Source organism: Marinobacter albus (genome assembly GCF_030238305.1).
GTDB lineage: Bacteria > Pseudomonadota > Gammaproteobacteria > Pseudomonadales > Oleiphilaceae > Marinobacter > Marinobacter albus.
In genome coordinates this window covers 685,347-697,037 of the sequence record NZ_JASSQD010000002.1, presented here as the reverse complement: position 1 = coordinate 697,037, position 11,691 = coordinate 685,347, and the positions used below count along the sequence as shown (strand labels likewise).

The window sequence follows — 11,691 nt, the reverse complement described above, 5'->3', positions numbered from 1 at the left end:
GCATCCATGGAAAACGGCACTCACTACCGCACCTGCCATCTTTGCGAAGCCATGTGTGGCGTTGCGATAGAAATGAAGGATGGACACATCGCGTCTATCAAGGGTGACGAAGAAGACCCGTTGAGCCAGGGACACATCTGCCCGAAAGCCGTGGCCCTAAAGGATCTCCATGAGGACGCTGACCGGCTGCGAAAGCCCGTTCGGCGCACCGACAATGGCTGGCAGGAGATGGAGTGGGACGAGGCATTCGACCTGGTGGCGGACAAGCTGCATCAGACCCGAAAGGAACACGGTCGGAACAGTGTGGGTGTCTACCTGGGTAACCCGAATGTCCACAATCACGGCTCTCTCGTGGCGACCATGCCATTTTTGCGAGCCATCGGCACCCAGAACCGGTTCTCGGCCACATCCAACGATCAGCTTCCTCACATGCTGGCAAGCCTGGAGATGTTCGGCCATCAGGTACTCTTCCCGATTCCGGATATCGACAATACCGATCTGTTCATCTGCATTGGCGCCAACCCCATGGCCTCCAACGGCAGCCTGATGACGGTTCCCGACTTCCGCGGCCGGATAAAGCGAATGAAGGGCCGGGGCGGAAAACTGGTGGTGGTCGACCCCCGGCGAACCGAAACCGCCAAGCTCGCAGACCAGTTCCATTTCATCCGGCCCGGCAGCGATGCCCTGCTGCTGATGGCCATGGTGCACACGCTGTTTGCCGAGGATCTGGTCAACCTGGGGCCCGCCGAACACCTGGTCAAAGACGCCGACCTCCTGCGACTGGCGTCCCTGGCATTCACCCCGGAAGCCGTGAGCCAACACACGGGCATCGCCGCCGACGAGATCCGTAACCTTGCCCGACAGCTGGCCTCCACGCCCAAGGCCGCCTTATACACCCGTATGGGCACCAGCACTCAGGCCTTTGGCGGCGTGGCCACGTGGCTCGCTTACTGCCTGAACATTCTGACGGGCAAACTGGATACCCCGGGTGCCATGCTGTTCACCCAGCCCGCCATCGACCTGGTTACACTGGGTGCCATGGCGGGACAACACGGCCATTTCGGCAAGCGCCACAGCCGGGTCAAAGGGCTGCCGGAGTTTGCCGGGGAATACCCGGCGAGCACCATGGCGGACGAAATCCTCACCCCGGGCGAAGGTCAGGTCCGTGCCTTTGTGACCGTGGCCGGCAACCCGGTGCTGTCCAGCCCCAATGGCAAGCGCCTGGAACAGGCCTTCAGCGGGCTCGAGTTCATGGTCTCCGTGGACTACTACCTGAATGAGACGACGCGCCACGCGGACGTCATTCTGCCTCCGACGGCGGCGCTGGAGCGCAGTCATTACGACCTGATCTTCAGCATGTTCGCGGTGCGAAATTTCGCCAAATACAGTGAGCCCCTGTTCGACGCCGGTCCCGACAGCCGCCATGACTGGCAGATCCTGCTGGAGCTGGCGCATCGGCTGGAAAAACGGCGCAAGGGCGGGCGTCTCCCACTGCGCTCGGAACTCGGATGGCGGGCTTTCAAACAGGTCGGACCGGACCCGATCCTGGACCTGTTATTGCGAACCGGGCCCTATGGCTCGGATGCAGGTCGTGTTCGCGGGTTGGTTCAACCGGCCATTGATCTGGTGATGGACGTTCTGCCCACGCGGCACCCACTCCGGGGCCTGGCAAATCTCAGTCCGCTCAACCGGCGCTGGAAGGCACTGCCGAAGGGCCTCTCCCTGCCGGCGCTGAAAGACAACCCCAACGGTGTGGATCTCGGCCCCCTGCAGCCGTCATTGCCCGACCGCCTGTTCACCCGGGATGGCCGGATCAACCTCGCCCCGAGACTCTACCTTCAGGACCTGGACCGTTTGCACGAACACCTCGCCCAACCGGCAACCGACACGCTGGTACTGATTGGTCGGCGCCATGTCCGCAGCAACAATTCGTGGATGCACAACAGCCAGCGCCTGGTCAAAGGCAAGGACCGCTGCACGCTGATGATCCACCCCAAGGATGCCAGCCGGCTGGGCCTTCAGGCCGGGGACTCCGCCGAAATTTCCGCCGAGACCCGAAAGATTGTGCTGCCGGTGGAGATCACGGAGGACCTGATGCCCGGAGTCGTATCCATTCCCCACGGCTGGGGTCACAACCGCCAGGGTACAGGGCAATCGGTTGCGGCCGCTCATGCCGGCGCGAGCATCAATGATGTCCTCAGTGACGAGCAGATTGATCCGCTGGTCGGTACGTCCGTATTGAATGGGCAGTCGGTAACTGTCAAAGTCTGGCGTCCAGAACGACAACGCAAACGCGCCTGAATCGAAACGAGGAGACCAGAATGCCATCGTGGCTGCAGTGGACCCTGATTATCGCAGGACTGATTGCCATCACTCTGCTGCTGGCCTTTATCCGGCGCCAGGTTGGCACCCTTTCCGAGGGCCGCCGGCGCCGGCTGAAAGCCGAGGCGTTCCAGCAGAAGCGCCGTGAAGACATGATCGACAGCATTCGTGTGATCGCGATGGCGGTCGAAACGGAGCAGGTCGAGTATTCCGAGGCCTGCCTCCGTATAAAAGGCCTGCTGGATCATGTTGCGCCCGAGCTGCTCGAACAGACACCTTTCAGGGTTTTCCAGGAAGTGCACGAAAAGCTGGAACACATGCCCACCCATCGGGCCCGCCAGGCGACCGACACTCGCTTCGTCGAAAAGATGGACAAGGAGCGGTTTGAAGTGGAAAAGGTCCACGCAGACGAGATCCGGCGGGCGGCTACCGCCATTCGCCATCATCAGTTTGATGCCAGGTAGGCAAAGTTATCTCGTTACCTGGTCAGACCGCCTTTTTGTAACTTTTTGTAACCGAAAAACCAGTCAACAGTGCAGGTTAGTCCTGAAAATCAAAAGCTTCCAGAGGACAGAAAAGTTGACAGCAAACTCATTCCTTGACACCTGCAACTATTGACTTTTCTTTTCCCTTCCTTCGGCTAAATTGAAGTCAGGGCGTTGCCTAAATCTGCGACGGCAACAGTCCTTCGTTGTTTTCTCCTGAAAAGTTTGGACGACTCTGCAACAAGCGGGTGAGCTTGCCGGCCTTAGGGCCGGCTTTTTTTGGGGAACTGTTTCAGGCGGTCGTTTGGTGGCCCATCATTCCGGCCATGGTCATGATGCTGCTTTTGCTCTTCACCAGCTCATCGAACTGTGCCTCCACCTGCTCACGATCAAGCCCGAGTTCATCGTACACTGCCTGGCTGACTGATTCCCCCGCACCAAGGGCAACGCCTCTGGCGGTCAGCAGCTGGCGGCCCAGCCAGAGCAGCTTGGCGTAGACGCTGTAAGGGCCATTGTAGGCCCGGTTTTTCTGGTAGCGAATTGCCATGATTACCTCATCCGGCATGCCCCAGTTTTCCATCAGCTGGGCCGCAATCTGCTCCCGCGTGATGCCCAGCAAATAGTGTTCAGTAACCGATGAGTCGATCTCTGGATTAACCTCGAGAGACCGGCAGACCAGCTTGAAATGGGGCGGAAAAACCTGCGCCAATACCAGATGACCAAAGTTGTGCAGCAGGCCACCGAGGTAGGCAAGCCCTAATAATGGTCGTTCACCGCGGGGCATCATGCTGGCAAGGATACCTGCGGACTGGGCCTGCCAGATCGCCTGCTGCCAGTAATCAACGTAACCCTCCGGGTGATCCTGAGGTTTTTTCAGGGCGCGGCCAAGAGACAGGCCCATCGCCAGGTTCATCACCAGATCAAAGCCCAGCACCCGGGAAACCGCGTCATGAACGGATCGCACCTGCCCTGCCGCCGCATAAAACGACGACGAAGCCCAGCTGACAACCTGGGCCGCCAGACTCGGATCACTCTCGACAATATCGACGAGGTCTCCCATTACGGCATTGGGGTTCACCCGCAGGTGGATGATGCGCTGGGCGGTTTCCGGAAGCGGTGGCAGTTCCAGCGTGTCTTCAAGACGCTGTTGAATGCGCAGGCCGGTGAACTTCTTGATAGCACATTGCAACTGATCCCGATCCCGGCCGTGATCGTCCAGGTTGACTGCGATCGACTCCGGATCCACCGCAAAATCCAACCGATCGGCACCGCTCGTCAGCGCCTGAAATTCGTTTGCGGGGACCACCATGGCCAGGTTCTGTTCTTCCAACTCCAGTGCCACAGCGGGCAATGCATCAACACGGCTGTCAACGACGGTCGGCCAGCCCGTCAGGGAGGGCAAGGCCGGCAGGGTCGTTAATCCTGCCCGCTCGTGGACACGGACCTGCTCACGGCGTTTCATGACCCGGAAGTCCCGCCCGAGCCGCTTGTTCAGTTCTTCAAGATCAATCAGATCGTCTTTGCGACAGATCACCTGGAGGTTGCCGCTCCCGTCACTCAGCAACGCCATCCGCAGTAGTTGATCCTTGTCTGCCTGGCACGCACTGCGCAGCGACACGCCTGAGACCGAATCACCAAGGGCTTGCTGGACTGCGACAGGTAGTTCCATAGTCTGCTCCATTTCTTGCTGCAGGCTGGCTTCCAGCCTTTCCTTGAAGGGTCAGGGTCAGTATAGGCAAACCCGACAGCTCAACGGGCATTCTCACACATCACCGTAGCGAATTCTTTCACCCAACCAACGGCGTATAAGGGCTTGAACCACGTCCCGGTCCGGCATCAGCCGGGGGGCCATTTCTCGGACCGGCTCAATCCAGCCCTTATCGCGCTCAAAATCGGCGAGTCGAAACTGCATCATGCCAGTCTGGCGAGTACCTAGCACTTCACCCGGCCCGCGAATCTCCAGGTCTTTCTCGGCAATAAAGAAACCATCCTGGCTATCCCTGAGCGCCTGCAACCGGGCCTTGCCATTGCTGGACAGGGGCGGGTGGTACATCAGAACACAGAAGCTGGCCATTTCGCCTCGTCCCACCCTGCCCCGCAACTGATGCAACTGGGCCAGGCCCAGGCGTTCCGGATTTTCAATGATGATCAGCGACGCGTTGGGAACATCTACCCCAACCTCAATAACCGTGGTGGCCACCAAAAGGTCCAGCTCGCCGTTCTTGAACTGTTCCATAACCCCGGCCTTTTCTGCCGCCTTCAGACGACCATGGACCAGGCCAACTTTGAGGTCTGGCAAACGCTCCGACAATTCCAGCGCCGTGACCTCTGCGGCCTGGCACTGCAATGCTTCCGACTCCTCGATCAGAGTGCAAACCCAATAGGCCTGCCGCCCCTCACGGCAAGCATTGCGCACCCGCTCGATCACATCTTCCCGACGGCTGTCCGGGATGACAATGGTTTCAATCGGCTTCCGCCCGGGCGGCAGCTCATCTATTACCGAGGTGTCCAGGTCGGCATAGGCGCTCATGGCCAGGGTTCTCGGAATCGGGGTCGCCGTCATGATCAGTTGGTGAGGCGCAAGCCTGGCGCCAACACCTTTTTCACGAAGCGCCAGGCGCTGGTGAACGCCAAACCGGTGCTGCTCGTCGACAATCACCAATGCCAGGCGGTCAAACACCACATCGTCCTGAAACAGGGCGTGAGTACCGATCACCACGCTAACCGAGCCCGCCTGCACGGACTCCAGGGCCTGCTGGCGCGCCTTACCCTTCACCTTGCCAGAGAGCCAGGCCAGATTGATACCCAGGGGCGCCAGCCAGCTGTGAAAGTTCTGGAAATGCTGCTCGGCCAGTATCTCGGTCGGAGCCATCAGCGCGACCTGCGCACCGGCGCCAATCGCTTGCAAGGCTGCCAGTGCCGCAACCACGGTTTTGCCAGACCCAACATCGCCCTGAACCAGCCTCAGCATCGGCAGCGGTTGGCTCAGATCCTGGCGGATATCCGTCATTACATGACGCTGGGCACCGGTGAGCTGAAACGGCAACAAGTCCAGGAACCGGTCGGAGAGATCACCCGTTGGCAACAGGGGCAGAGCCTCCCGCGCCTGGATCTGTTCCCGAACCTGCAACAGACTGAGCTGATGGGCCAGCAATTCCTCCATGACCAGTCGTTGCTGGGCCGGATGGCGACCTTCCATCAGCAGGTGGACCGGCGCGTCTGCCGGGGGCGAGTGCACCAGTTGGACGGCCTCAGTGATTCCGGGCAACTGGTAGTCTGCCAGTAAAGATGGAGGCAGCCAGTCCCGGATCGGAAAACGCTGGAGGTAAGCCAGCGCCTGCCGGCAGAGTCCACGCACCCGGGGTTGCTGAATGCCCTCGGTGAGGGGATACACCGGTGTCAGGGTGGCTTGCCCCTCAGCGGGCATAGGTGGGGGATTGACCTGATATTCGGGGTGATAGAATTCGTAGCCGGCACGACCGGGCCGCACTTCACCAAAGCAGCGCACCCGGGCTCCTTCCGTGAGCTGGTTTTTCTGGGCGGCGTTGAAATGAAAGAACCGCATGACCAGAAAGCCGCTGCTGTCCTTGAGGGTAACCTGCAGGCTGCGACGCCGGCCCATCACCAGGTCCGCCTTCATCACCTCTCCTTCCGCAACCGCCACATCGCCGATCCGGAGACTGCCCATCGGGACGATCCGGGTACGGTCTTCATACCGGTGAGGGAGGTGAAACAGCAGATCCTGCAGCGAGGCGATGCCCAGTTTGGCGAGCTTTTCCGCCAGGGCGTTGCCGACTCCCTTGAGCTGGGTGACCGGAATGTCATCCAGTGACGTCATGCGGAGACTCAGGCGCTCTCGGCCACGGCCGGCGTGTCTGTTTTCGCCTTCTCAATGACCCGGCACTGGCTCGCCGCTAGAGACAGGACGTCGATCGCTTTTGGCCTTGGGAAGGTCACTCGCCAGGCGAGCGCAACGGTCCGGAACGGCACGGGAGGCGCGAACCGGCGTACCGCCAGAATGTCCTCTTGATACTGCATGGCGGTCGCCGCCGAAAGCGGCAGAACCGTGATCCCGAGGCCGGAGGCGACCATGTGCCGAATGGTTTCCAGGGAACTGCCCTCGGTCACCAGCGACGGTGACGCCGTGTCCACACGCCGGGTGACGGCTTCAACCAGCGGCGGGCAGGATTCCAGAACCTGATCCCGGAAGCAGTGTCCCGGCCCGAGCAACAGCAACTGTTCCTGCGCCAGCTCCTCGGCCGTCAGCTGGTCCTTCTTGGCCAGCGGGTGCCCCGCCGGCAACAACACCACAAACGGCTCATCGTAGAGTGGCAGGGTAAGAACCTCTGGTTCCTCGAAGGGCAACGCAATGATGATGGCGTCGAGTTCGGACTGGCGCAGCTTCTGGCGCAGGGTTGCCGTGTAGTTCTCTTCGATGTACAACGGCATATCAGGCGCCGCGCGGCGCAGTTCCGGCAAAAAATGAGGAAACAGGTAAGGGCCGATGGTGTAGATGGCCCCGACTTTCAGCGGGGAATTCAGCTGATTTTTGCCGTCCTGGGCCATGTCCTTGATCACACCGACCTGGTCCAGTACCCGCTGGGCCTGTTCAATGATACGCTGCCCGGTCTCGGTCACCCGAATGCTGCTTTTGCTGCGCTCAAACAGGGGAATGCCGAGTTCGTCTTCAAGCTTTTTGACGGCGACACTGAGCGTTGGCTGACTGACATGACAGCGCTCGGCAGCGCGGCCAAAATGCCTTTCTCGGGCAAGCGTAACGACGTATCGTAACTCGGTGAGAGTCATGTTGAGCTCCGGTCAAATGGGTCCAGGTCGAAGTTTCGCTTATTTATGGGTTCAAGCATAAGGATTGAAATTGTCTATGGCAATGACTGAAACCACGAACACTCCCAGGGTTCTTGTAGCCGGCTGCGGCAACCTCGGAGGCGCCATTGCCAGCCTGCTGACCGACTCCGCCACCGTCTATGGGCTGCGGCGAAATCCTGACCGCATTCCCGTCGGCATTCACCGCCTAAAAGCCGACCTCATGCACCGGCATTCCCTGGAAGCGACGGTGCCCGAGAACCTCGACGTTGTCATCTATTGCCTGACCCCGGCCAGTTATGACGAGCAGGGCTATCAGGACGCGTACGTGAATGGCCTTAGCAATCTCCTGGCGACGATCGCAGGGCAGCCGATAAAACGGGTCATCTTTGTCAGCAGCACCAGCGTCTACGCCCAGGACGACGACAGCTGGGTCGATGAGACCAGCCTGACTCAACCACGGCGCTTCAGCGGTGAGAAAATCCTGGCCGGCGAACAAACCGCTCTGGAATCCGGGCATCCTGCCACCGTGGTGCGCTTCAGCGGCATCTACGGTCCGTCCCGACGACGGTTCCTCGAGGAAGTTATTGAAGGCCGAATGGATCCACAAAAACCGGCTCCCTACAGCAACCGCATCCACGAAGAGGATGCCGCCCGGGTCGTCCAGCATCTGGTGGAACGGGTACTGTCTGGCCAATCCTTGCAGGAACTCTACGTGGCCAGTGATTGCGAGCCGGTTCGGCTCGACGAGGTGGTTGACTGGGTGCGCCAACAAACTCCCTGCGCAGAGCCGGCCGAGGGCGCCAGAAAGGGCGGACGTGCAGGAAGCAAACGCTGCAGCAACCAGCGTTTACTGGAAACCGGCTTCCGGTTCCGATTCCCGAGTTTCCGGGACGGCTACCGGGGCATGATTGCAGACCGGTAGTTTGGCAGACACAAACAAAAAGGCGGCCGTAGCCGCCTTTCCTACCCTAATGGTTTCGGGTGCCAGCTCACTCAGCTGAGCACCATCACCGCTTCCATCTCAATGGGCACACCTTTGGGTAGCGCCGCAACGCCCACGGCGGCCCGGGCCGGGTAAGGCTCCTCGAAATACGTCGCCATGATTTCGTTTACGGTGGCAAAGTTGGCGAGGTCCGTCATGTAGATGTTGAGCTTCACGATATCTTTGAGCTCGCCACCAGCCGCTTCACACACCGCCTTGAGATTTTCGAATACCTGCCGTGTCTTGGCGGCAAAATCTCCGGCAACCACTTCCATGGTTTCCGGTACCAGCGGAATCTGGCCAGACAGGTACACCGTGTCACCGGCTTTCACAGCCTGCGAGTAAGTGCCAATCGCCTGCGGGGCGCTTTCAGTCTGGATAACGGATTTGTTGGTCATGACTTTGGAATTCCTCTCTTTCAAAACGCCAATCGTCACCTCTCGGCGCTGCGACTGTCAACCAGCCATTGGTCCGTATCAGTGGCGGACACGGCCGATGTGGGTGACCGCCCGGATGTTACGGACGCGCCGCATGACACGGGCCAGGTGCCGGCGCCCGTTGACGTGGAGCACCAGGCTGACGATGCTGAACTTGGCGTTCTGGTCTTCTACGTTGATCCGTTCGATGTTGCCGTCGGCCATCGCCACGGCATTGGCCACTTCCGCGATCACGCCCCGCTGCCGCTCAAGCTCGACCCGCAATTCCACAGAGAACTCGTCGGTGATGTCCTTGGCCCATTTGAGGTGGGTCAGCCGCGCACGTCCCTCATCGTCATCGGGTAGACGGGCGCAGGTATCAGAATGAATCACCATGCCCTTCCCGGAGTCCATCATACCGACCACCGGGTCGCCCGGAATCGGTTTGCAGCAACTGGCGAACCGAACCAGAAGCCCCTCGGTACCCCGGATGGTGACCGGGCTGTGATCACCATTGCGATGAACATCCCTGGCAACGTCGACACTGGGTTCCGATTCCGCGCCGGTCAACAGCTGCCGCGCGACCAGATAGGCCATGCGATTCCCGAGGCCGATGTCGCTGATCAGATCGTCAAGGCTGTTGACCTGATTGTGATTGACCACCGCCTGCACCTGGGCATCGCTGATGTCGGCCAGACGGGCACCAAAGCCCTTAAGGGATTTCTTCAGCAGGGTTTTACCCAGATCCAGGGATTCGGCCCGTTTCTGACTCTTGAGCACATGCCGGATACTGCTGCGGGCTTTGCCCGTGACGACAAAGCTGAGCCATGCCGGGTTCGGGCGAGCGCCTGGAGCGGTAATAATCTCAACGGTCTGACCGCTCTGCAGCGGCTGGCTCAGTGAGCTGAGGTTGCGGTTGATGCGGCAGGCGACGGTGGCGTTGCCGATATCGGTATGGATGGCGTAGGCGAAGTCCACCGGGGTAGCCCCGCTGGGCAACTCCATGATCTTGCCCTTCGGCGTGAACACGTATATTTCGTCCGGGAACAGGTCGACCTTCACGTGCTCGATGAACTCCAGTGAGTCATCGGCCCGTTCACGCATTTCCATCAACCCCTTGACCCAGCGGTCGACACGGGCCTGATTGGCATTGGTTACACTGCTCGGCTCATTCTTGTACATCCAGTGGGCCGCGATACCGTTATTGGCGATATGCTCCATTTCCTCGGTGCGGATCTGGATCTCGATGTTGACGTGCATACCGAACAGCGTCGTGTGCAGGGATTGATAGCCGTTGGCCTTGGGCATCGCAATGTAGTCCTTGAAACGACCAGGCAGGGGCTTGTACAGGCTGTGGACGGCGCCCAGGATACGGTAGCAGTCGTCCTCGGTATCGGTAATGATCCGGAACGCATACACGTCCATGATTTCGTGAAAGGATTTCTGTTTGAACTTCATCTTGTTGTAGATGCTGTTCAGATGTTTCTCGCGCCCCAGGATACGGCCCGGCAACCCCCGCTCCTCCAGCTTTTCCTGCAACTTGCCACGAATTTCTTCGATGATTTCCCGATGACTTCCCCTCAGCTTGTCGACAGCCTTCGAAATGTATTTTGACCGCATCGGGTACAGGGAGGAAAAACCGAGGTCTTCGAGCTCGGTACAGATCGAATGCATGCCGAGACGATTGGCAATGGGCGCGTAGATGTCGAGGGTTTCGGTGGCGATACGCTGGCGTTTCTCATAGGGCATGGGACCCAGGGTGCGCATATTGTGCAGGCGGTCCGCGAGCTTCACCAGGATGACGCGAATGTCCCGAGCCATCGCCAGTGTCATCTTCTGGAAGTTCTCGGCCTGTGCTTCGGCCCGCGAACGGAATTCGATCTGGGTCAGTTTGCTGACGCCATCCACCAGCTCTGCCACATCCTCGCCAAACTGCTCAGAGAGGGCATCCTTGGGAATACCGGTGTCTTCAATCACATCGTGGAGCATGGCCGCCATCAGACTCTGATGGTCCAGTCGCAAATCGGCAAGGATGTGAGCGACTGCAAGGGGGTGGGTAATGTAGCGATCGCCGCTTTTGCGCATCTGCCCTTCGTGGGCCTGCTCGGCATAATAGTAGGCCCGACGCACCTGATTGATGCGGCTTTTATCCAGATAGGTACTCAGCTCTTTCGCGAGCCCTTCAACTGTAGCCTCTGCCGACACCGCGCCTCCGTATACTCCAGAATTTCAGGGACAAAAAAACCCGAATGCACGCATCCGGGTCCTTCCTGATCCTGCCAACGACGTTCTATAGCTACACTATAAAAGCGCGGGGCCAGATTTCAATGCTTCCAAGGTACGGATACGTACTTGTACCCGCGACGGCGTTACTCGTCGTCTTCTTCCTTCAGCAATTCACGACCGACCTTGCCCTCGGCGATCTCGCGCAGTGCGATAACCGTCGGCTTGTCGTTTTCTTCCGCCACCATTGGTTCCGCACCTTTGGTCGCCAACTGACGGGCACGCTTGGTGGCCAGCATCACCAGCTGGAAGCGGTTATCAACGTTTTCCAGACAATCTTCAACGGTAACTCGTGCCATAACTTCCCCGAAAATAAAATGACTGATTCAGCAGACCGCGTAGTTTACTGCGGCCGGCTCATTTTGTATACAGCTAC

The 11,691-nt window shown here is 59.4% G+C and carries 9 protein-coding genes; 3 read left to right on the top strand and 6 right to left on the bottom strand.

What is annotated here, in order from left to right; genetic code table 11:
* Positions 1 to 6: 6 nt before the first annotated feature.
* Together QQF73_RS14675 and QQF73_RS14670 are read left to right on the top strand one after the other, a co-directional pair.
* Positions 7 to 2,301, top strand: a complete 2,295-nt coding sequence (locus QQF73_RS14675; protein ID WP_285368639.1) for a molybdopterin-dependent oxidoreductase — start codon at positions 7 to 9, stop codon at positions 2,299 to 2,301.
* Between the two features lie 20 nt (positions 2,302 to 2,321).
* Positions 2,322 to 2,786, top strand: coding sequence for a DUF2489 domain-containing protein (locus QQF73_RS14670; RefSeq protein ID WP_219867960.1), 465 nt, complete (start codon positions 2,322 to 2,324; stop codon positions 2,784 to 2,786).
* A gap of 313 nt (positions 2,787 to 3,099) precedes the next feature.
* Here the strand turns inward: QQF73_RS14670 and QQF73_RS14665 are convergent, their stop codons facing one another.
* The 3 genes from QQF73_RS14665 to QQF73_RS14655 form a co-directional block, all read right to left on the bottom strand.
* Positions 3,100 to 4,476 (bottom strand): HDOD domain-containing protein, encoded by a 1,377-nt coding sequence (locus tag QQF73_RS14665; protein WP_285368636.1) that lies wholly within the window; start codon positions 4,474 to 4,476, stop codon positions 3,100 to 3,102.
* A 93-nt stretch (positions 4,477 to 4,569) separates the two neighbouring features.
* The gene (gene recG / locus QQF73_RS14660) at positions 4,570 to 6,645 is read right to left on the bottom strand and encodes an ATP-dependent DNA helicase RecG (protein WP_219867958.1); all 2,076 of its coding nucleotides are present in this window, start codon (positions 6,643 to 6,645) and stop codon (positions 4,570 to 4,572) included.
* 8 nt (positions 6,646 to 6,653) lie between these two features.
* A complete protein-coding gene (locus QQF73_RS14655) occupies positions 6,654 to 7,613 on the bottom strand; it encodes a hydrogen peroxide-inducible genes activator (protein ID WP_219867957.1) in 960 nt (319 codons plus the stop codon).
* 76 nt (positions 7,614 to 7,689) lie between these two features.
* Between QQF73_RS14655 and QQF73_RS14650 the strand changes: the two genes are divergently transcribed.
* Entirely contained in the window at positions 7,690 to 8,556 is an 867-nt protein-coding gene (locus QQF73_RS14650; protein ID WP_219867956.1) for an NAD-dependent epimerase/dehydratase family protein, read from the top strand.
* 71 nt (positions 8,557 to 8,627) lie between these two features.
* Here QQF73_RS14650 and QQF73_RS14645 read toward each other — a convergent pair whose 3' ends face one another.
* The 3 genes from QQF73_RS14645 to rpoZ all read right to left on the bottom strand — a co-directional run bounded on the left by QQF73_RS14645 (position 8,628) and on the right by rpoZ (position 11,614).
* Positions 8,628 to 9,014, bottom strand: a complete 387-nt coding sequence (locus QQF73_RS14645) for a RidA family protein (protein WP_219867955.1) — start codon at positions 9,012 to 9,014, stop codon at positions 8,628 to 8,630.
* Between the two features lie 78 nt (positions 9,015 to 9,092).
* Complete coding sequence (locus QQF73_RS14640) at positions 9,093 to 11,237, bottom strand: RelA/SpoT family protein (RefSeq protein WP_219867954.1); 2,145 nt, start codon at positions 11,235 to 11,237, stop codon at positions 9,093 to 9,095.
* Between the two features lie 164 nt (positions 11,238 to 11,401).
* Positions 11,402 to 11,614, bottom strand: coding sequence for a DNA-directed RNA polymerase subunit omega (gene rpoZ / locus QQF73_RS14635; protein ID WP_219867953.1), 213 nt, complete (start codon positions 11,612 to 11,614; stop codon positions 11,402 to 11,404).
* Positions 11,615 to 11,691 lie beyond the last annotated feature (77 nt).